This is a genomic window from Novipirellula caenicola (assembly GCF_039545035.1).
Lineage (GTDB): Bacteria > Planctomycetota > Planctomycetia > Pirellulales > Pirellulaceae > Novipirellula > Novipirellula caenicola.
Genome location: NZ_BAABRO010000019.1, coordinates 32,174 through 52,658 on the forward strand (window position 1 = coordinate 32,174; position 20,485 = coordinate 52,658).

The window sequence follows — 20,485 nt, forward strand, 5'->3', positions numbered from 1 at the left end:
CAGCGGCGATTCGGTTGCCGACCGATCCACCGCACCGCAAACATCTTGGCGACTTGTGCGACGCGATCCGCCGATCATTCGCTTCCCTCAGGCGTCACTCATTCACGGCCGCACCGTTGGGTTGGCCGCGACGCTCTCGTTTTTCCTGCTGAACCCCGAAGGCACGCAGGGCATTTTGCACCGATTCGGTGCTAAGGTCGCCCGAAAGCTTGACCACTTGCACCTCGCCACTGGGTTTGGCCGCCTGGTCAAGTTTGTCAATCATTTCACAGACCAGATTCAGCAGCGGTTCCCCCTCGGCACTGACGATCAACGTGTTGCCGACCAAGTCGACTCCCATCGACAATTTGCCTTTGAACGAGAAATCGGCGCCACCCCCGTCTTGCCCGCCTTCGGTTTCGACGAGCCCACTGCCACCCCCGTCGAGACTCTTAGAGGCTTTCTGTTTGTCACCGTTCTCACCACCGCGGCCGCCTGGTTGGCCCTTGCCGCCTTGGAACGTTTTGTCATTGCTGCTGAGCAAATCGCGATAAGCTTCCTTGACCGTTTCGGCGATGCGGTCGGCCTTGCCGTATTTGATCGAGACCAATTTGGTGTAGCGGGATTTGCGTTTGTTCGCCGGTTCTTCGACATCCCACAATTCGATCAACTCTTCGATGGTGCGCAGTTGTTCCGCGGTGGCGCCGCTGACGACAAGCGTGTTGGTATCCACATCATCTACAAACTTTAACTTTGCACCTTTGCCAAGTCCGGTCGGTTCTTCTTTCTTGTCGCTATCGTCACCTCCCCAATACCAACGAAAGAACGAATCGCTTTCGTCTTCGGTGTCTTCATCGTCGGCGAAATAATCCTCCAGGTTCAATCGCATCCAATACGCACTGCTGTGTTTGATTTTGAACACTTGGTAGGGGCGTTTTGGAGGTGCAATTTGCAACATCAAGTTCTCGAGCTGATCGAGCGCCTTGGTATCGGGGCTCATCAACACGAGATTCCCTGACTTGTCGAATTCGATGCGAATCGGCTGCGGTGGTTTTCCGTTGCCGCTTTCCTTTTTCGCTTCGTCGGCATCAGGGAACATGCGATCAAATTCGGCTCGCGACCGCACCACTGGCGGATTGGATTCAGGACGTGTGGGCGCCTGCACCAAGGTCATCGAATCGGATGCAAATGGATTGCGATCGGCAGCCACGTTATCGGACTCTGCGTCGGTCTCTGGCTGTTCTTTTGTCGGATCGGACTGCTCGTCGCTTGACTCATCCGAGTCTTGCTCTTGCGAGTTTCTAAATTGGTCTTCGGTCGGCAGTTCCAGCGGATTTGGTGAAAGTTGGCTCCATTGTTTTTGCAAGCGGCGAAGGTACTCGAAGGTTTCGGGACTTGCCGACGCATCGATCACGCGAAGCATGCGGTCGCTACCACCGGGCGGCGGTAATTCGCCCAGCTTGATCAACAGCGACCGCACCTCTTCCATTTCAAGTTCATTGGCCCACAACAAGACTTGCCGGTAACGATTGTTGGCCGCGACACGGAATTCGTCTTTCGGTTTCTTGTCTTCTTCAGATTGGCCGAAGCCGTATCCGTAATAGGAATAACGGCTTCGGGAACGACTCGAATCGTCGTCCTTCTTTTTGCCCATCAAGAAAGTAATCGACTCGGCAACTTCGCCCGCATCGAGACGGCGTAGTTGTAGGACGTGAAAATTTCGGCCACTTCCGTCCAACCGCTCGATCAGTGATTGGATAATGAAACGATCGGCCGCCGATCCCGAAACGATCAGCGCTCCGTTTTCCTTATCCACCCGGATACGGGTCGCAGGCTCGAGCACATTCATTTCGCCAATGATCTCGACCAATTTTTCCGGATCAATCGACGCTAAACGGAACACTTCGACTCGTGACTGCACATCCGACAGTGACGCCAGCGAACTGCTTGGCACATCGATCCGTTTGATGAATTCGCCGGCGATGACAACTCGATCATTTGGTGCCCGAATGATCACCGAGTTTTGTCGTGTGTTGGCGACAATCGAAATCTCGACCTTCTTTTCCGGGGTCGGAGGTTTGCCGCCGTTTTGTTGACGCATTTGCTGCATCATCTGCATTTGCTGGGGTGACATCGGCGCTTCGCTTTTCTTTTCGACGCCGAGAAATTGCTCAAGCATCCGTTTCGCTTCTTCGGCGGGCAAGTATCGCAGCTTGAACTCTGGTGCGAGCGCTTCGCGACTTGCATTATTGGACTCTTCGCTAAGCAACCGAGCGACCTGTTGCACATTGATCGCGGCATCCATCACCTCGATCCGATTGGTCGTTGACAATGACGTGATGCGACCATTGGAACTAATCATCGGCTTCAACTCTTCGGCCAACTTTTCAGCCGACAACCACTGCACATCCAACGAGACACGGACAAAGGAGTGAGGCAGCAGATCTTGGAGTTCCTCGGTCGTAACGCGAGGCACGATGGCGGGATTGATCGTTTCGGTTTTGGCCACCGTCAACCCGCCGTCGAGTTCTAGGATCGCGTAACCACGCGCAAGTAGATAGCGATTGAAAAGATCGCGTGTCTCGGCGACGGTGTAGCGTCCCGGCGATGAAAGATTGACGCGGTCGCCGGGAAGTTCGAGCCAATCCAAGGGCTGGTTCGAAATTTCAGCGAGCCACTGAACCAGTTCGACCCACGGTTGATTGCGAAATTGAAAGGCGACGCGACCGTCTTCGCCGACCGTCGCCTTCAACTCATCGGGATTCGCCGCGATGACCATGGGCATTTTGCCATCGCTAGCGTCGGAGGGGTCTGCCTCGGGAACGGCTTGGGTTTCCGGCAACTGGTCGCGTCGAATCACCTTGGGCTTTGAATCCTTGGACTCTACAGACTTACCGTCTTTCTTTTCTTCCGTGGTTTCTGGGGGTTTCCCAGGAGTTGCCGGTCGCGCATCATCCGAAAACGCGTCTGCAGCGATAACGAGGTTCAACAGGCAGAGGATTGCCAGCAGAGGAAGGGATTGCGAAGGCACGGGGGAGAACACCTAAGGGGATTGTCATAGACCAAGAAGCCGCCATTATGGCTGACAGCCCGACCTGTGACAAATCAATTCTCCTAAGCCGCAATTTCAGCGCATCCCGCTCATTTCCATCGATTTGCAGCCGGAATGAAGGCATCCATGGGGGCTAATTCCACAGGATTGGCCTGGTCGGCAAAAGCAAAGCCGAGCCGAGCGATGCGGTCTGCGGCCCGTGTCAATTCATCCGAGTTGTTCAATTTTAACTTTACGCTGGCGAATTCGCTGAGGATTTCGTCCAAGACGGGCACGTTGACCTTGGCCGCTACGCTTTTCAGTCTGGCAGCGGCACGGGCCGTTCGCTTTGCCGCTGTGATGCCATAAGTTGCCTTTTCGGTCGCGACCGCGGTCGCTCGCAGTCCAGCTTCCAACTCGGCAATCATGCCAGCGACAAACATCACCCTCAATCGCTCGGGACTGCTGACATCGTTGGTCTTGCCGTCCGTACGGACAAAGTTGTGGCGAACGAGTCCTTGGCTCCAGGACACGAATTCAAAATCGAGGCTTCCGACCGAATGACCGCCGACGTTGACCAATTGCTCATCCGCGGCCGTGTGGCAACGCAAGCAACTTTGTGCGACTAAATAGACATTCTCGGGGTTACGCATTCCAGCATGGATGCTGTTGGCGATTCGCTCTTTGCGATGGGCTTCGGTTTCGGTCAACCGCGTGATCCCTTCACCACCATAATCCTGGTGAAAATCGATCCAATTCTTGGCGGGGCCGTGGCACGATTCGCAAGAGACTCCGGCGATCACATGAGTATGATTGGTGGCCGAGTCGGTTTGCTGGGTGTAGTGACACGCAACGCAGCGGCCTTCGTTTTTGATCGAGGTCAAACCGAGCTTGGCAGCGATCTGCTTGGCTTCGGGTCGACGGTGCAGTTCGTCAAAGGTTTTGGCGTGCGGTGTTGCTCGCCAGACTTCGATTTCAGCCGCGTGACATTTGACACATGCCTGATTGCCGACCACCAAATGAGGCGACGCTGGACTTGCGGGCTGGACCGCAGCTCCCGCGGATGCCGAAGGAGTGGTGGCAAAGGTGGTTGACGACATCAAAACACAAAGGGTCGTCAATACAATCCAGCGAACGAGCATCGTCAAAGTCTCCATCCTAAACAGAGGGGGGATCTGCCGCGTCCACTGAGACTTGTAAATGAGGACGAAGCAAGAACATTGTGCTACTGAAAAACTAGGTCGTTTTTCGCACCTAGGCTGCATAAGCACGCAAATTACTCGGTTTTCCGAACACAAGCAGATCCCCCATCGCAATTCACGCCACAACAAGCCTCGCTCACCAGGGACAGAGCTCTTTCAATAGGGACAGAGCTTGATTGCGGGGACAACGATAGCTCTTTCAATAGGGACAGAGCTTTATTGCGGGGACAACGATAGCATTTGCCGTGGGCGTCAAACGGGCGTTTGAACGAGTTTTTCAGAGCGTATGACATCACGTTGATCATTACACAATCATTAAACATGCTGGCAAGCTCTTCTGATTTTGAGGGATATGCGGGCGTTTTTGCTGAACACGCAAAGGTTCAATTGCCGATGAGCGACAACAGCGAGGTGGAGGGAGATACGCATATGGGCACAAAAGAACCCCAACAACGTCGACGCTATGTCGACATGTGGGCGTTGCCGGGAATACACCCGAGCAACGTCGAACTTTTGCAAAAGCTGAAAACCGCCGACACCAATCACTTCACCACGAACATGGACGTGGTCGGGACGGTGTCCGAGCAGGATCCTGAATCGGGTGACTGGGAAAAGTCACATATGCTGGGGCTGCGCACGGACGTGTGGAAAGCCGACAAAGCGGAGATGGAAGACGCATTGGATGTGCTGCAAAACCAACGACGCACTGAGCTGAAACGGCAGATCAAAAAATCGGGTCGACTGAGCCGCAAGCAGCAAAAGCAACTTGACGAACAGCTTGCCGAGGATTGCGTGATGCAGATGGATGCCGGCGCGATTGAAAAACGCCGGTTGGTTTTAAAACTTTTCAAGACATCGAACGAACGTACCAGTTGGTGTGGCACGATTGAGCAGATCACGACCAGCGAAATCCACAACTCGATCGGTACGGGCAAGAGCTTGCTATCGATGGTGGTCATGCTGCCACGCAGTGAGTGTGTTACCTATATCCAACAAAACCACCGCACGTTTCGCATTCCGTCATTGTTTACGTTTGCGTTTTACCATGACGGTCGCATGCAGCATGTTGTACTGAAACGCCGCTGGATTTCGGTTGGTGCAGATTATGAAATCGAAGTAGGCGGCAAATCGATTGGAGAAATCGATGGTCGTTTATTTTCATTTGGATCGGACAGCTACTTGGACTTGGACCCAAGTGAATTGAGCGAGAACCGCAAATTCGTCGATTTGATGACGCTATTCACCGCCAGCATTGGCTACCACAAAGCGATGCGAAAAAGCATCGATCGGCGGGTCAAGGCGACGCTCTGTGGTGACGCGCATTGCCATGTGATCGAAGACGAAGAGATCCGTCTGTTACATAACGGCCGAGCCGCCGCATAGCCACCCGCACACGCTCTCTTCACTCCGACAGGGACAGAGCCCTTGGTGTGGTCAGCACGTCTTAACAGGGACAGAGCATCATTCCGGGGTCTGAGTGGATGCCACTGAAGCACTAGATCGGAAAGGACCAGCCGACTTACGAACGCGAATCACTCGTGAAACGCCGCAATTGACAGAAACCTGCCGAAATTAGCAAGCTAATACACGACAACGTGCGCAGCTCTCTTATCGGCGACTCGTCGCCATGCCCCGCAGTCAAAAAGAAGGGACGCTCTCAAGCTAATCCACGCGAGCGAGCAGCTCTCTCGCTCGTCGCCGCAAATGATAGCGGCGGTGGGTGCGGAGGCTTCTCAGCGGATCAACACACTCGGGGCGTCCCGCGACCGTGCAAAACAACCGACCAAAGTCGCTGACCAGTTCACACCATGTCGTGCCGTCCAACCCCAATCGCTTGAGCACCGGCGGTGTGTCCACGGGCGTCCGGCCGCGTTTACCGGGGGCGATTTGGCGTGCCGTCCAGTCGAGCATTTCCAGGTAATCTTCGAGCGACATCGGCAGAAAACCTTTGTCGCTGCAGCGTTTTCCCGACTGGCTCACGCACGGACCAATCTGACCAGACCGCTCGTCAATCGTAACCGGAGCCAAGAAACTGTCTCGCCGTTTCGCCGCCGGAACGCAATTGCTGCGATTGGACGTGATGGACTCAATTCGCCGCTGCACCGAGGTGTGGTCGCTCTGCTCAAGCGTTTCGGCCATCGCAGCACGAATCGGATTCAAGTCAACGTAGGCCGTACACGCCAACAGCGAAGCCTCGTCAACAATCCGCGTGGCATGGAATCGGCCTTGAAAGAAATGACCCGATTCTTCGTCTTCGCGGTTCGCTCGCAGCGCGACACGTTGGCAGAGCAGTCGCATCCACCAGCTGACACTGCTAAGCCGTTTGCGAATTTCGGCACACTTAACGGGACATCCTGCGATCGAGCGGATCTCAGGCTCGGTAGGCGGAAGCGGAAGCCCATCGTCATCTCGTCGATGCGGACAAATCATCATCCACCGGCGTGCTACCTCGTTGTCGCTCCAGGTGGCAACGACATCTGGCCGCGTACGCAGAATCAAATGCATATGATTTGATAGCAAACTATACCCAAGGAGATCTACACTGAAATTTTGGGCGAAGTGCATCAAGTGCTGTTCGATCCACGTTTTGCGATGATCGAAATTTTTCCCGGTAAAGGGATCATCGCCCATCAAGAAGCATCGCCGTACGGTCCGACTACAGGTATGAGCGATGGCAACTTCGTCGGGATCGAAGACTTCCGAGCGTGCAAGGCGAACCATCACACACCTCCGTGTCAGTCAGGAGGAACCGAGCCAAGGGCCAATGATGAATCGTTCGCCTGACCTGATCAAAAGTCAACCCCCAACGATTGGGCTCTGTCCCCGAATGAGAGAAGAGACCTGCAACATGCTCTGTCCCTGGGGGAGGAGGGGGGGCTGCGGTACTGAGAAGATTGCTTCGCATTGGATGGGGTTAGCGGAGGCGGACTAGGCGGACTTCGCCACTGTCACAGCGACGAAGACCGTCGGCGGTCTGCACTAATAACGAACCATCCTCCGCGATGCCCTCAACCACGCCTTCGTTGGGGACACCACGGTCACGAAACGCGATCAAGTTGCCCGTCAATAAACAACGCGTACGAAATTCAGCCAAAACCTCCGCAGGCGAATCTTCGATCACTGTGACGATCTCGACCAATTCACGAACGATAGGATCAAGCAACTCAAACCGCGTCGCTCTGCGGCCGGTCGCCGAATACACCGACTGCGCTAACGCGGCCCCCTGAGCGTCGATTGCCGGCTGATCATTGATGTTCACCCCGATTCCAATCACGACGCGGTCAGCCGCCGCTTGGTTGGTTTCAATCAATACCCCTGCGACCTTACCACCAGCAAGGTACACGTCGTTGGGCCACTTCAAATTCGCTCGCACCGGAGCAAACAAGAACTCGATCGCGCGTGCGGTGGCCACCCCAGCGGCTAACGCCAATAGCCCGCGACGGTCGGCGGCGAGCACGTCGATTGCAACGGTCACCGAAAATGTCAACGCATCGTCACTGCTAAGCCACGTATTCCCCTGTCGTCCTCGCCCAGCGGTTTGACGATCGGCAATGTACAACCGCGGAAGTTGGTCGCGTGCCACGACGCCTTGCGTCAACTCTGCGAGTGCATCCGAATTGGTGGACGCCGTGCAGTGCCGATAGACCGCCGACGCGCAAACTCGATCACTCAAAAGCGACTCAACCACTCGTACCCCATTGGGGTCCACCTGTGCATCCACTTTGATCATCCGAGCACCCACAAACTCATCGACGCCAAGATCAACAGAATCACCACAATTTGCCACGTCTTCAATTTTGAGCTGACGACAGCATTTTCAGAAAACTCTTCGCGAACAAACTCGTCATAGTCAAAGTCATCGTCCGCATCGATTTCGTCCGATTCTGTTTTCCAGCCGTCATCGTCACTGCTGCCACAATGCCGACAAAACTTCGCGCGAGCAGGTAAGTCGGCACCGCAGTGGGGACAAGCAAAGGATGATTCATCGTTCACAATAGTGCTGCAACCATCGAGGAAAACAATCAAAGAATCCGCCGTTGCCTTAAAATCAGTCAGCAACCAAAGAGCCTTACCGGTGGCGTCGATCGTCGTGTAGATTAGTGAGTAACGGACTTTCCGATAACCCCGTAGTTTCTCGCAAATGACGCTGTCTGCCGCAGTTTCCGCTGTCTGCTGCGTATTTCCGCGGATTTCCGGCAAACACCATGAATCACGACTCGACATCCACCCCATTGCCTCCCTCTGATCCGTTGGTGGATTCGCTTGGACGCGTTCACACCAGCGTCCGGCTGAGCGTGACGGATCGATGCAATCTTCGCTGTACATATTGCATGCCCGAGATCGATGCGACGTTCATGCCCCGCGATCACCTGCTGACGTTCGAAGAACTGCACCGACTCACTGAACTCTTGGTCACCCGATGCGGCATCAACGATGTGCGATTGACCGGGGGCGAACCGCTGGTCCGCCGAGAACTGGACCGCTTTGTCGCTATGCTCAGCGGGATCGCCGGACTGTCCGATCTTTCGCTAACCACCAACGGCATCCTGCTACCAGCACAAGCGGAAAAACTAAAAGCCGCAGGGCTGAAACGACTGAATATCAGCATCGACACCCTGGATCGCGAGCAATTTAAAAAGCTGGCTCGCCGTGATTCGCTCGACGAAACCCTGGCGGGAATCGAGGCGGCGATTCAGTGCGGTTTCGAATCGATCAAATTAAACGCGATCGCGATCCAAGGGATCACCGAACACGAATTCGTCTCGCTGATTGAATTCGCCGCCGCCAAAGGAGTCATCATTCGCTTTATCGAGTTCATGCCGCTAGATTTCGATCGCGCGTGGCAACGAGACAGCGTGCTGAGCGGCGACCGCTTGCTAAGCCTCATCGAGCAGCATTTCGGGACGCTCACCGAACAACCACGCGAGACGCCCTCGCAACCCGCCGAGCGATTTCGTTTACCCGAGGGCGGAAAGTTCGCAGGGGCCGAAATTGGCATCATTCGCTCGGTGTCGCAGCCGTTTTGCCAAGCGTGCAACCGGCTGAGAATCACCGCCGATGGCTCGATCCGAAATTGCTTGTTCGCCCGTGACGAGTCGCCCCTTCGTGATTTGATCCGCAGCGGCGCCAGCGATGATGCATTGATCCAAGCCGTGCGGGACTGCGTGTGGCAAAAGAAACCGAGCCACGGGATCGATGGTGATGGTTTTTTGCCGCCCCCGCGAGCAATGTACTCGATCGGCGGGTAACGGTCCGCGTCGGCAGATCGCGTGCGAAGCCGTTTCCAATGCTGCTTGGCGCATCGCCCGAACAGCGATCCTGAATAAGAATCCCAAACCGAAAACATGGACAATGACTTACTCCACCACACGCCCTGCAAGTCGCTGACAAAATCTTAAAACCTTCTCTCACCTGTTCTGACACCGCTTGAGCAATTAAAGTATCCCCCCATGAACAAAGACATATTCAAACTTGATGATGATGTGGCCGCGGTGATTGGCGGCACGGGCGAACTTGGTGGCATGATGGCCGAGGGGCTCGGCGCCTATGGAGCCAAAGTAGCGGTGTTGGGGCGAAACCCCGACCGTGGTAACGCCCGGGCTCAAAAGATCATTGACGGCGGAGGCGAAGCGAAATTTTTTGCCGCCGATAGCCTTGATCCCGACGCCCTCGCCACGACTCGCGATGCGATCAAAGCGTGGGCCGGCTCACCAACTTCGGTGCTGGTCAACGCCGCAGGCGGAAACCGCCCAGATGCCACCATCCCACCGGGCGGCGATTTCTGCAAATTGCCTCAGGAAGCTTGGCGAGATGTGTTCGATTTGAACTTGGTCGGCGGCTCACTACTGCCAAGCCAAGTGTTCGCCCCGGACATGATCGAAGCGGGCGTCGGCAGCATCATCAACATCGCTTCGATGTCGGGAATGATCCCGCTTTCGCGAGTCGTCGCCTACTCGGCAGCCAAAGCAGCCGTCATCAACTTGACCCTCTGGTTGGCTCGCGAATGGGCAACCACCGGCGTGCGAGTCAACGCGATCAGCCCTGGCTTCTTTCCTGCCGAACAAAATCGCAAGCTTCTATTCAACGATGACGGAAGCTATACCGAGCGAGGCGGACAAATCATCGGACACACCCCGATGGCGCGTTTTGGCAAGGCCGAAGAATTGGCCGGCGCGGTCGTTTGGCTTGCCAGCCGCAAAGCGTCATCGTTCGTTACCGGACAAAATATCGCGATTGACGGCGGCTTTGCCTCTGTCACCATTTAGTGACACAGCCACCATCTAGTGGCATCACCATCGCCTAGCGATTCATTCCAGCACAAATAAACTCCACTGCAACCTTAGCAACCGCGTTCACAACGAACGCGGTCGGCATCCATGCCGGTTCCTTTTAACTCCCCCCTCAATGAGCCGCCAAAAATGATCGAACTTCGGAACGACGCCAAGTACTCTCTTGTCATCCCCACCAGCATGGGCGTTCGGCTAACGCCGGTTGACCACCAACCGTTTCACTGCAGCGACACCTTCAAGATGCAAGGCACCAGCGCGGAATCGAACGTGGGCAGCATCGCATCGTTTCTTGGAATGCCAGTAAAAATCTTGACGGCCTTTGTCAAAGACAGTCCGGTCGCAAGGTTCATCAAAGACGACTTGGCTCGTCGCCACATGGATTACGAAGGCCCTGAGTTCACTCAAGACACGCCGTGGGGAGTGCGACATCAAATCAACATGGCCGACAGCGGCTGGGGCTCGCGTGGACCTCGCGTCCAAAACGACCGCGCCGGCGAAGTTGGACGCAAGTTGAACGTCAAAGATTTTGACTTGCAGCGAATCTTCGGCGACGAAGGCGCTAAGATCGTCCACATGTCTGGCCTGATCGCGGCATTGTCCGAAGAGACCAGCGAATTCTGCCTAGAGATCGCTCGCGTCGCCAAGAAGAATGGTGCTCGCATCTCGTTCGACCTCAATCACCGAGCGTCGTTCTGGAAAGGTCGCGAGGAGCTTCTATCGAAGCAATTCAAAGAAATTGCCAGTTTGTCGGACATCCTGATCGGCAACGAAGAAGACTTCCAACTGTGCTTGGGCGTCGAAGGACCTGAGGCCGGCGGCAAAGGGATCACCGCTAAAATTGACGGCTTCAAAGGCATGATCAATCGCGTCAAGCAGGAATACCCCGACACGTCGCTGTTCGCCACAACGCTCCGAGAAGTGGAGAGTGCCAACTCGCACATGTGGGGCGCGATTGTTTCGCACGGCGAAGAATTCAGCGTCATCGAGCCTCGCCAAATCGGCGTGTTCGACCGCATCGGTGGCGGCGACGGATTTGTCGGCGGACTACTCTACGGCGTGCTCAAAGGCTGGGACGCAGAAAAGAGCTCGCAGTTTGGCTGGGCTACCGGTGCACTTACCGCCACGCTGAACACCGACTACGGACAACCAGCCGACGAAGACCAAGTCTGGAGCATCTGGAAAGGCAACGCTCGCGTCCAACGCTAAGCGTTACACAAAGCTTGGGTAGCCCCCGGATCAAGTCGACCTAACCGGCGCTGATCCGGGCGGAGGCTACCGGAAACCCGAATCGGCCTACCGCTTATTTGACGATCACATCCTTGGCACCGCCGCTCGCGGTGTCTCCGGCGGGCTTCGGCAATTCAAGCACTGGCTCGCCCCAATCGGCGTCGTACTTTTCTTTGCACGCTTCGCACTTGATCTCGGTCGCAAGCTGTTTGTCGTCAATCACGACCGCTTGATCGCAATGTTTACAGTGCACTCGCACGTTGCCCGGCTCGGCGACCAAAGCGGCAAGATGCTCTTGCGTGACATCCGCGACCTCGATGTCTTCGGGCTCGAGTGTCGTCAGCAACTTGCGATCAACCTCGGTCAACGCTGCCAAGCGATTTGCCAAGCGGCGAACGCTTCGCTCAAAACTGTTGCGAGCAGTGCGGCCATTTCCGAAATGACGATCGCGAGCGATGTATAGATAAGTAAATCCGCGAAGCAGTCGGCGACGCGATTCAGTCGGCAGCGTGTATTTCGATTTCTTCGCGATCAGCTCAAAGATCCGGCAAAGGGCTTCGGGCGGATAATCGTCAAAGTGCATCGTCGTTCCCACGCGCGAACTCAACCCGGGATTGCTGCGGATCATCTTCCGCATTTCGACCGGGTAACCGGCAAGGATCACGACCAATCGGTCCCGCTGATCCTCCATTCGCTTCAGCAGCGTCTGCACGGCTTCACGACCATATTGATCCTGGCCGTTTTCATCTATCAACGTGTAGGCTTCGTCGATAAACAGCACGCCGCCCAACGCTTCGTCAATTTTCGCATTGGTCTTTGGCCCGGTTTGCCCGGCGTATTCGGCGACCAATCCGCTACGATCGGTTTCGACGAGATGCCCCTTGCCCAAGATCCCAAGCGCCCCGTAGATATCCGCAACGATCCGTGCGACGGTCGTCTTGCCGGTCCCTGGGTTACCCACAAAAGCCATATGCAAACTAGGCCGCGTCATGGGCAGCCCCTCTTTTTCACGCTGCGATTCCATCTTTAGAAAGTTCGTCAGCGTTTGAATCTGATCCTTGATCGCATCGAGTCCGATCAATTGATCGAGCTTGGCTCGCGCTTCGGCCAACCGCTGCTCGGGAGTTCGCTCGTCGACCGGCTGTGTGGACTGGGCAGACGGCTTCACCACCGGCTTGGACGACGAACCACCTGGGCCCGCCGTGGGCGTGGGTATTTCCGCCGCAGCCACACTTGCCCCATCACGCAATCGAGCGGCTTCTTCGCGAAGCCAACGCAGTGCATCGCGAGCGTTATCGGTGTCCGCTTGGCTATTGTGCCCTTCGGACTCGGATTCGCCAACAACCTCTTTCATCTGTGCTCGCATCGCCGCGAGATTGGCGTTGTCCGAATCGCTGGTTTCTCCGTCGACCGACACTAACAAATTTGCCATTCGCATCACCAGCGTCTCGAGCTCACCCCAACGATCTCGCAGCGGCGTTAATTCGGCAAAAGGGCGGACCAAATCACGCCACTGAAAGTCCGCTGAAGCGGAGATCAGCCAATCAACCGCCTCGTGCAATTGGTGCCCCATCACGGACTTGCCCCAAAGATGCTCCAACAACACGCGACCGAGTTGACGCTGTTCGATCGTACGGCTGTCAGCGGTGGGCACGACGGCCGCAAAGACCTTCATCAGCAACCCTTGGTGCAAATCATCCATCTGCTGGGCAATCGCCGCCGCGTCTGCATTTTCGCCATCCAACCACGCATAGGACCCGCGAACCCGTTGCCCGCTTTCGACATACAAGGCCTTCGTTTCCTGAATCGCTTCGCGATAAAGCCGAATCGATTCGATGATTTGGTCATCCGAAAGTCGTGACATGGATCTAATCGCAGCGAGGAGAAAGGAGATTCGAAATGCACCGTCATCTTAGCGAAATTAAAGCATTGATGCAGACCGATTGACCGCGGCGGAAACCCAGCGACAAACACCACCGATATCAGCCGCAGCGGCACCCAAGAAAGGCGACCTTGAAAACAAAAAAAGCCCGCCTGCAAATCAATGCGGGCGGGCTTTCGTTTTTTAACTAACTCGGACGACTTTACTTACGCGCCGACAGGCAACTTGGCGCTCTTGACCGTCGTGATGATCGCGCTGGCAACCATGTATGGGTCAGCGTTGGATGCTGGACGGCGATCTTCGAGATAGCCCTTCCAGCCCTTTTGAACGGTCACGATTGGAATACGAATCGATGCACCACGGTCGGAAACACCGTAGCTGAACTTGTCGATCGATTGAGTTTCGTGAAGACCGGTCAAACGTTGATCGTTGTCCGCACCGTAAACGTCGATGTGGCTCTTGATACGCGGCTCGAACGCTTGGCAAACGGCGTCATAAACGTCTTTGCTGCCACAAGTACGCAGAAGGGTGTTACTGAAGTTGGCGTGCATTCCGCTGCCGTTCCAGTCGCCTTGAACCGGCTTGCAGTGCCAGTTGATGCTCATGTCGTATTTCTCAGCGGTACGCTCGAGCAAGTAACGAGCGACCCAAATCTGGTCGCCAGCCAATGCGGCGCCCTTTGCAAAGATTTGGAATTCCCATTGGCCCATCATCACTTCGGCGTTGATGCCTTCGACGTTCAAACCGGCAGCCAAGCACAACTCGAGGTGCTCTTCGACGATTTCGCGTCCGACAGCTTTGCCGTGACCAACGCTACAGTAGTAAGGGCCTTGAGGACCGGGGAAACCTTCGACAGGGAAGCCAACGGGCTTGTTCGTGTCAGGGTTCCAGATCGTGTACTCTTGCTCGAACCCGAACCAGAAATCGTCATCGTTGTCGTCAATCGTCGCGCGACCGTTGGTGCGGTGAGGGTTGCCTTCGTGATCAAGCACTTCGCACATGACCAAGAAACCGGTGCCCAAACGTGCTGGGTCGGGACAAACAAAAACGGGTTTCAGCAAACAATCGCTACTGCCGCCTGGCGCCTGCTCGGTAGAGGAACCGTCAAACGACCATTGCTCGGCGTCTTCGACTTTGCCGCTGAAGTTTTCAACAATTTTCGTCTTACTTCGCAGGCTCTGGGTAGGTTGGTAGCCATCGAGCCAGATGTACTCTAACTTGCATTTGGTCATGAAATCGATTCCCTCTAGTGAATCATCAGTACGAGTGATTTTCGAGCCTCGGAGCGAACATTTGCCCCGCCGGCTCAACTAAGTCCAAGCGGTTCTACCTACCACACCCAATCTTCCCATTTGCTGAGCGTCCTGCTTCGCAATGAAGGAATTGTGTCCCAACTCAACTCAACTCGTATTATGACAAGCGAGGCGTTGGCCCGGACCCAAATAGGATATCTGAAATTTTGCGAAGCGGAAGTCCTAGTGGATCCAGAGGGAGGCCATCGTGACCAAAGGTGGCAATTTGCTCCATAACGAGGCGTTTTCGCTGACGAAACCAACCCCGCAATCGAGCGGCTTTCAGCGATGCGGCGACAACACCAGGCGGGTGCAGCAAACCCTCCAAGCGGGTTTCCGCATTTTTGCTCGGCTGGCAGCCGTCGCGGCTGCGCCACTGCAATCACTTTGCTAGCGCTCGCGGCGCAAGCCGACTGGTTGCAGCGAATAGAACGTTCGAAATTTACCAGGCCGCTCGCGCCGCTGCGCTGAAAAAACCACTCGTTTTAGGGCAAAAGTAGATAACATTGCGACTGCGTCGCCTGTCGCCGGCCCCGCTTGTCACCACCACAACGACTATGCCCAAAAGCCGATTGCCGTTCTAATACAGACGAAGCCCAACCGTCATGGATGCGGATTCTCGTTCCCGTTTTCGAAGCGCTGAAACGATTCCTTATTGCGCTGAAAAAATGCCTCCGAAACTCTTGAGTGCCTTGAATGTCGATGCCCCCTAACGATCCGTTTGAGACCAACCCAAACAGCCGATTTGCGACCCCGCAGTCGACACCATCCGAGAGCAACACCTGGAAATGGGTGTTGGGAATCATCTTAGGTGTATGTGTTGTCGGTGGATTGGTGTGCTGTGGCGGCATCTATTTCATGTTCAACATGGGCAAGGGCATGATGGCCGACATGGTCAAACAGGAAATGAGCGCTAACCCCGTGATCCAAGAACACATCGGCGAAATCCAATCGATCGAGCTGAACTTGGCAGCGACCGGCGAAGCGGGGCAAGACAAGCCAGGCGTGCTGGCATTTGACTTGGTCGGCAGCAAAGGATCCGGCGTGCTCGAGATCAAGCAAGACCGCAACCAGAGCGGCGAAGCGATGACGATTCATTCAGCGGAACTGGTGATGCCCGATGGAACTCGCTACGAAGTCATGTCGGATTTGGATTCGTTTGAAGACCAAATTGACACCGGGATCGAAATCGATGCCGGTTCAGCCGAACTGGATCACTCCGAATCCGAAATCCTGCTCAAATAACTCCGCCCCATTTTTTTGTCTTCGTCATCTGAAACCGACGAAACCAAACTCCCCTCACTTTTACAAGATTGATTAATGAAAGTTGCAACGTTTGACACCACCAAAGGCAAAATCCGAATCGAACTTTTCGACGACAAGACCCCAAAAACGGTCGAAAATTTTGAAACGCTTTGCGAAAAGAAATTCTACGATGGGCTGAGCTTCCATCGCGTGATCCCCGATTTCATGATCCAAGGCGGCTGCCCGCTTGGTACCGGAACCGGCGGACCAGGCTACAAATTCGAAGATGAGTTTCATCCTGAATTGAAGCACGACGGCCCGGGCGTTCTTTCGATGGCCAACGCCGGTCCGAACACCAACGGATCCCAATTCTTCATCACGCACCTTGCGACTCCGCACTTGGACGGCAAACACAGCGTGTTTGGCAAGGTCATCGAAGGCCAAGACGTTGTCGATTCGATCGAACAAGGCGACAAGATGACGACCGTGCGAGTGACCGAAGAGTAATCCGACACGGACGCATGAACGCCCTTAACGCAAAAAGAATCGTTGCCAAATGGTTGCTCGGTGCACTGTTTGGCACGTTTCTTATCGCGTTGACTTCTCCGCTGTTTGTCCGCAGCTACGTCCCTTCCGAACTTGACCCGCTGCGTGGCGTCTTCGTTCTGGAATCCGGCCATTTCTATCGTTGGCGTAGCGAAGGTTACGCAACGACCGCGATTGGACCGCATGGCATGCCGGGGCGGGTCGGTCTTGACGAAGCAAAGCGAGCGGACGAAATTCGCGTCGCGATCTGGGGTGACTCACAAGCCGAAGGCGTGGGCGTTTCCGACCAACAGAAACTGCATCGGCAGATTGAACGCATCGGCGAACAATCTCAGCACACCATCGTTGCATTGCCATTGGCTCGCAGCGGCGACGATGCCGCCGATTGGTTGGCACAAATTCCGCGAGTCGAAGAAGCACTTGCGATCGATATGCACGTGATCCTCGTTGCGGAAATGGTCGATCTGGAGGCCGCGACTGACGCGATCACCCCGGCTCCGCCAATCGACGCTTCACAGTTGGCTGCCCAAAACCGGATCGCGTCCAACGTGCCTGCGTTTGTGATCCAGGCCGCACGCCGCGTGTTGCGAACCGCGGACGATACGCCGCGGACGCTGCGATTTTCGGTGGGGCCGCTTCCCAATCCTGCGGTGCCCCCAGCAACCTTGGACAAACCGGAAACCGATTGGGACGCGGTGATGCGTGCGATTCGTGCGGCAAGCGACCGGCCCATCCTGCTAGTGTATGCACCACGAATTCAGCGACAATCGTTGACGCGAATCGTGGTGGATAACGACCAACCGACCGGCAACGAACTGTCCGAAATCAAGCAGGCCGCCCAATCGGCTGGGCTCTTGCTACGTGAGGTGACCGAAAACTTTGTGGCGTCCGCCGAAAAGAATCATTGGCCACATGGGTTCCACAACGGCGTCATCATGCAAGGCCATCTGAACGAAACCGGTTACGCAATTGTTGCGTCAGAGATCGTTTCCGAGATCGAACGTTTTGATTTCCCCGTTCACTAAACCGCGGCGAAATTGAAATGCTTTTTACTCAAGCCGAGTTTCTGATTTTCTTTCTTGTCGTCCTCGCTACGGTTTGGATGACGGGCAATCGCGTTGTTCGAAATACGATCCTGCTGTGCGCCAGCTACTACTTCTATGCCTATTGGGACATCCGATTTTGCTTGTTGCTGTTGTTGTCGACGACTGTCGACTTTGTCGTCTCTCGTGCGATCCACAACAGCAATCACACGGCGACGCGTCGCGGCTGGCTGATCGTTAGTATTGCGGTCAACCTGGGTGTCTTGGCGTTCTTTAAGTACTTCAATTTCTTCATCGCTTCGGCGGCACCGATGGTCGAAGCGTTTGGCGGCAGCGCCAGCACGCTGAACATCATCCTGCCGGTCGGCATTTCGTTTTATACCTTTCAAACGCTTAGCTATACGATTGATGTTTATCGGCGAGTGTTGCGACCAACACACAGCCTGCTTGACTTTGCCCTGTACGTTGCATTCTTTCCGCAGCTGGTCGCGGGCCCGATCGTCCGTGCACGTGAATTGCTGCCGCAGCTTTCCACGACTCCAAATTGGTCCAATCGGCGATTTTATTATGGTTTTCAGCAACTTTTGCGAGGTGCGGTCAAAAAGGTTTTGATGGCCGACCGATTGGGCGAAATGGTGGATGTCGTCTTCGAAAACCCGGACTTTTACAGCAGCAGCACATTGTGGTTGGCCGTGATCGCCTATGCCGGCCAAATCTACCTGGATTTTTCCGGATACACCGACATGGCGATCGGATCGGCAAAGATGCTTGGTTATCGCTTTCCCAAGAATTTCAGGCACCCGTACCTCGCTACGTCCATGTCCGAATTTTGGCACCGTTGGCACATGACGCTCTCACGTTGGTTACGCGATTATCTGTACATCCCACTTGGTGGCAACCGAAACTCGACAATCGCAACGTATCGCAACTTGATGATCACGATGACTCTTGGCGGGCTGTGGCACGGTGCGGCTTGGACGTTTGTGTTGTGGGGCATGCTGCATGGTGCTGCGTTGTGTCTCGAGCGAGCGATCCGCAGCGTGACGTCACGGCGACTACCGAAGTTGCTTCACTGGGGATTGGTGATGATGGTGGTGTTGGTCGGTTGGGTGCTGTTCCGATCGACGGACATAGACGCCGCGGCAAGCATGCTGCGGCGATTGACGCTGCCATCACCGGGGATCGATTGGTACCCACCGCTGGTGATCGGCGTGCTTGCATGCATGGCGATCGAGCACGCGGTGTGGATGACACGTTGGCGACGAACGATGCGGTTGCCGCCGAATGCATGGTATTCGCCCATCGCAACCACCGTGATGCTTTGGGCTTTGTTAATCTATGCACCTGTCGGTTTTCAGCCGTTTGTCTATTTCCAATTCTGATCCGTACCCAACCTCACGATGAAGCCCGCTTTCGCCTACTGGATCTCGTTCGTCGTCGGCGGCGTGTTTATTGCATGGTTGAGCGGGCGACTAGAACCGCATTTCGTTTCGGATTCTACAAGCTACCTGGAGTATTCTTTTTCATCCTTGGATGAGATCGGTCGATCGATCCGCACGCCGGGCTATCCATTGTGGCTGATGGCATTTCGAGGCACGGTCGGATTGACCTGGGTGCCACTAGCCCAAGTGATCGTCCATGCGACCGCCGCATTTTGGTTGGCCACTGAACTGAGACGACAAGGAATGATGCATCGCCATTGCATCGTCGCCGGGATTGCGATCGCGGTGGGGTGCACCGCAATGGACAACATCAACATCATTTCGACCGACGCGATCGCAGCGTCGGTCGGCGTGATGGCCGCCACCGCGCTACTACGACTGAGCAGCGCGGCGGATTCGTGGCGATGGGCGGCCGCCACAGCGGTTTTGTCGGTAGTTGCGATCATGCTGCGTCCGGCTTACCTATTCCTGATTCCATGGTTGGCGGTCGCGGGCAGTTTGCTAGGCCGAGTCCATGGGCAGCGGTGGAAGACGTCGATTGGCAATAGCGTGCTCGTTTCGATCGCGACGCTGCTGCCAATTTTGGCGTGGATGGGACTTCGCATGATTGCCGTCAACGACTTTGGAATCCTGCCGTTTGGCCACCAAAATCTCGGCGGCGTTTTGGTCCAATTGGTCTCTGACGAAGAGCTCACCCAGTTGCCTGGGGATGCGGCGGCGATGGGAGAAGCCATCGTGTTCGAGAAACAAAGGCTGGCGGCGACCGGGCACTCGTTCGCCGCAGGCGATGCCGGAGCGACGATGACGATCGATGCCCGCTGGGACGAGATGACCTATTTCGTTGTCGTGCCTGCAGCAAAATCACTCGCCGGCGACGATCCCGTGGCGCAGCATAACGCGATCAAAGTGATGAACCAAGCAATCATTGCTCAGTACCCGCTGCGATATGCGACCTGGATTGCCAAAAATGGTCGCCGAGGTGCATGGGCGATCGCGGCAGACATGGTCATGCACCCGACATTTTTGACCGCTATCCTTGGCTTGGCCGCGTGGTTGATCTATGCGGCGACAAGCGGAATCCCATGTAGCGGTGTTCTCGACAATGGATTGGCCATGCGATCGCTGACCATCATCACGCTGACCTACTTGGCCGCAAAACTTGGCTTTGTGATCTTGACCAGCCCGGGGATTGGCCGATTCAGTGACGCTGCTGCGATCTTTTTGCCGGCGTGGTTAGCGGTGGCGGCACTGCAATGCATTTCGCCATTGCCCGAATGCAAAACCAGAGAGCCCTAACGGTTCGCGT

At 55.5% G+C, this 20,485-nt stretch carries 16 protein-coding genes; 9 read left to right on the plus strand and 7 right to left on the minus strand.

Annotated features, from left to right (window positions below):
- Positions 1-94 precede the first annotated feature (94 nt).
- Together ABEA92_RS25855 and ABEA92_RS25860 are read right to left on the minus strand one after the other, a co-directional pair.
- Positions 95-2,764, minus strand: coding sequence for a secretin N-terminal domain-containing protein (locus ABEA92_RS25855; protein WP_345687883.1), 2,670 nt, complete (start codon positions 2,762-2,764; stop codon positions 95-97).
- A 356-nt stretch (positions 2,765-3,120) separates the two neighbouring features.
- Positions 3,121-4,167 (minus strand): cytochrome c family protein, encoded by a 1,047-nt coding sequence (locus tag ABEA92_RS25860; protein ID WP_345687745.1) that lies wholly within the window; start codon positions 4,165-4,167, stop codon positions 3,121-3,123.
- Between the two features lie 366 nt (positions 4,168-4,533).
- Here ABEA92_RS25860 and ABEA92_RS25865 point away from each other — a divergent pair, with 366 nt between their 5' ends.
- The gene (locus ABEA92_RS25865) at positions 4,534-5,595 is read left to right on the plus strand and encodes a hypothetical protein (RefSeq protein ID WP_345687747.1); all 1,062 of its coding nucleotides are present in this window, start codon (positions 4,534-4,536) and stop codon (positions 5,593-5,595) included.
- A 279-nt stretch (positions 5,596-5,874) separates the two neighbouring features.
- Here the strand turns inward: ABEA92_RS25865 and ABEA92_RS25870 are convergent, their stop codons facing one another.
- The 3 genes from ABEA92_RS25870 to ABEA92_RS25880 all read right to left on the minus strand — a co-directional run bounded on the left by ABEA92_RS25870 (position 5,875) and on the right by ABEA92_RS25880 (position 8,436).
- Entirely contained in the window at positions 5,875-6,933 is a 1,059-nt protein-coding gene (locus tag ABEA92_RS25870; RefSeq protein WP_345687749.1) for a hypothetical protein, read from the minus strand.
- A gap of 193 nt (positions 6,934-7,126) precedes the next feature.
- Positions 7,127-7,942 (minus strand): biotin--[acetyl-CoA-carboxylase] ligase, encoded by an 816-nt coding sequence (locus ABEA92_RS25875; RefSeq protein ID WP_345687751.1) that lies wholly within the window; start codon positions 7,940-7,942, stop codon positions 7,127-7,129.
- Complete coding sequence (locus tag ABEA92_RS25880) at positions 7,939-8,436, minus strand: zinc ribbon domain-containing protein (protein WP_345687753.1); 498 nt, start codon at positions 8,434-8,436, stop codon at positions 7,939-7,941. Before ABEA92_RS25880 ends, ABEA92_RS25875 begins: the two co-directional genes overlap by 4 nt.
- Here ABEA92_RS25880 and moaA point away from each other — a divergent pair.
- The 3 genes from moaA (at position 8,418) to ABEA92_RS25895 (ending at position 11,708) form a co-directional block, all read left to right on the plus strand.
- The gene (gene moaA, locus ABEA92_RS25885; RefSeq protein ID WP_345687755.1) at positions 8,418-9,461 is read left to right on the plus strand and encodes a GTP 3',8-cyclase MoaA; all 1,044 of its coding nucleotides are present in this window, start codon (positions 8,418-8,420) and stop codon (positions 9,459-9,461) included. The two genes, ABEA92_RS25880 and moaA, sit on opposite strands and share 19 nt — an antisense overlap.
- A 201-nt stretch (positions 9,462-9,662) precedes the next feature.
- Positions 9,663-10,478 carry an SDR family oxidoreductase gene (locus ABEA92_RS25890; RefSeq protein ID WP_345687757.1) on the plus strand — a complete coding sequence of 272 codons (816 nt, stop codon included), beginning with the start codon at positions 9,663-9,665 and terminating at the stop codon, positions 10,476-10,478.
- A gap of 153 nt (positions 10,479-10,631) precedes the next feature.
- Entirely contained in the window at positions 10,632-11,708 is a 1,077-nt protein-coding gene (locus ABEA92_RS25895) for a sugar kinase (protein WP_345687759.1), read from the plus strand.
- Between the two features lie 94 nt (positions 11,709-11,802).
- On the opposite strand, the gene ABEA92_RS25900 is transcribed toward ABEA92_RS25895, so the two are convergent.
- Both ABEA92_RS25900 and ABEA92_RS25905 read right to left on the minus strand, forming a co-directional pair.
- Positions 11,803-13,593 (minus strand): AAA family ATPase, encoded by a 1,791-nt coding sequence (locus ABEA92_RS25900; RefSeq protein WP_345687761.1) that lies wholly within the window; start codon positions 13,591-13,593, stop codon positions 11,803-11,805.
- A gap of 224 nt (positions 13,594-13,817) precedes the next feature.
- Positions 13,818-14,843, minus strand: coding sequence for a glutamine synthetase beta-grasp domain-containing protein (locus tag ABEA92_RS25905; protein WP_345687763.1), 1,026 nt, complete (start codon positions 14,841-14,843; stop codon positions 13,818-13,820).
- 756 nt (positions 14,844-15,599) lie between these two features.
- Between ABEA92_RS25905 and ABEA92_RS25910 the strand changes: the two genes are divergently transcribed.
- The 5 genes from ABEA92_RS25910 (at position 15,600) to ABEA92_RS25930 (ending at position 20,475) form a co-directional block, all read left to right on the plus strand.
- The gene (locus tag ABEA92_RS25910; protein ID WP_345687765.1) at positions 15,600-16,148 is read left to right on the plus strand and encodes a cytochrome c oxidase assembly factor Coa1 family protein; all 549 of its coding nucleotides are present in this window, start codon (positions 15,600-15,602) and stop codon (positions 16,146-16,148) included.
- A gap of 75 nt (positions 16,149-16,223) precedes the next feature.
- Positions 16,224-16,655, plus strand: coding sequence for a peptidylprolyl isomerase (locus ABEA92_RS25915; RefSeq protein WP_345687767.1), 432 nt, complete (start codon positions 16,224-16,226; stop codon positions 16,653-16,655).
- A gap of 14 nt (positions 16,656-16,669) precedes the next feature.
- Positions 16,670-17,719 (plus strand): SGNH/GDSL hydrolase family protein, encoded by a 1,050-nt coding sequence (locus tag ABEA92_RS25920; protein WP_345687769.1) that lies wholly within the window; start codon positions 16,670-16,672, stop codon positions 17,717-17,719.
- Between the two features lie 17 nt (positions 17,720-17,736).
- Positions 17,737-19,119, plus strand: coding sequence for an MBOAT family O-acyltransferase (locus ABEA92_RS25925; protein ID WP_345687771.1), 1,383 nt, complete (start codon positions 17,737-17,739; stop codon positions 19,117-19,119).
- Positions 19,120-19,137: 18 nt separating this feature from the next.
- Positions 19,138-20,475, plus strand: a complete 1,338-nt coding sequence (locus ABEA92_RS25930) for a hypothetical protein (protein WP_345687773.1) — start codon at positions 19,138-19,140, stop codon at positions 20,473-20,475.
- Positions 20,476-20,485: the final 10 nt, after the last annotated feature.

What these genes read in the sequence shown, in the direction of transcription:
- ABEA92_RS25870 (WP_345687749.1), bottom strand. Translation starts at nt 6,933, where the DNA reads ATGGTTCGCCTTGCACGCTCGGAAGTCTTCGATCCCGACGAAGTTGCC.
- moaA (WP_345687755.1), top strand. Translation starts at nt 8,418, where the DNA reads ATGAATCACGACTCGACATCCACCCCATTGCCTCCCTCTGATCCGTTG.
- ABEA92_RS25920 (WP_345687769.1), top strand. Translation starts at nt 16,670, where the DNA reads ATGAACGCCCTTAACGCAAAAAGAATCGTTGCCAAATGGTTGCTCGGT.
- ABEA92_RS25925 (WP_345687771.1), top strand. Translation starts at nt 17,737, where the DNA reads ATGCTTTTTACTCAAGCCGAGTTTCTGATTTTCTTTCTTGTCGTCCTC.
- ABEA92_RS25905 (WP_345687763.1), bottom strand. Translation starts at nt 14,843, where the DNA reads ATGACCAAATGCAAGTTAGAGTACATCTGGCTCGATGGCTACCAACCT.
- ABEA92_RS25895 (WP_345687759.1), top strand. Translation starts at nt 10,632, where the DNA reads ATGATCGAACTTCGGAACGACGCCAAGTACTCTCTTGTCATCCCCACC.
- ABEA92_RS25865 (WP_345687747.1), top strand. Translation starts at nt 4,534, where the DNA reads ATGCTGGCAAGCTCTTCTGATTTTGAGGGATATGCGGGCGTTTTTGCT.
- ABEA92_RS25930 (WP_345687773.1), top strand. Translation starts at nt 19,138, where the DNA reads ATGAAGCCCGCTTTCGCCTACTGGATCTCGTTCGTCGTCGGCGGCGTG.
- ABEA92_RS25890 (WP_345687757.1), top strand. Translation starts at nt 9,663, where the DNA reads ATGAACAAAGACATATTCAAACTTGATGATGATGTGGCCGCGGTGATT.
- ABEA92_RS25900 (WP_345687761.1), bottom strand. Translation starts at nt 13,593, where the DNA reads ATGTCACGACTTTCGGATGACCAAATCATCGAATCGATTCGGCTTTAT.
- ABEA92_RS25915 (WP_345687767.1), top strand. Translation starts at nt 16,224, where the DNA reads ATGAAAGTTGCAACGTTTGACACCACCAAAGGCAAAATCCGAATCGAA.
- ABEA92_RS25910 (WP_345687765.1), top strand. Translation starts at nt 15,600, where the DNA reads ATGTCGATGCCCCCTAACGATCCGTTTGAGACCAACCCAAACAGCCGA.
- ABEA92_RS25880 (WP_345687753.1), bottom strand. Translation starts at nt 8,436, where the DNA reads ATGTCGAGTCGTGATTCATGGTGTTTGCCGGAAATCCGCGGAAATACG.
- ABEA92_RS25860 (WP_345687745.1), bottom strand. Translation starts at nt 4,167, where the DNA reads ATGGAGACTTTGACGATGCTCGTTCGCTGGATTGTATTGACGACCCTT.
- ABEA92_RS25855 (WP_345687883.1), bottom strand. Translation starts at nt 2,764, where the DNA reads ATGCCCATGGTCATCGCGGCGAATCCCGATGAGTTGAAGGCGACGGTC.
- ABEA92_RS25875 (WP_345687751.1), bottom strand. Translation starts at nt 7,942, where the DNA reads ATGATCAAAGTGGATGCACAGGTGGACCCCAATGGGGTACGAGTGGTT.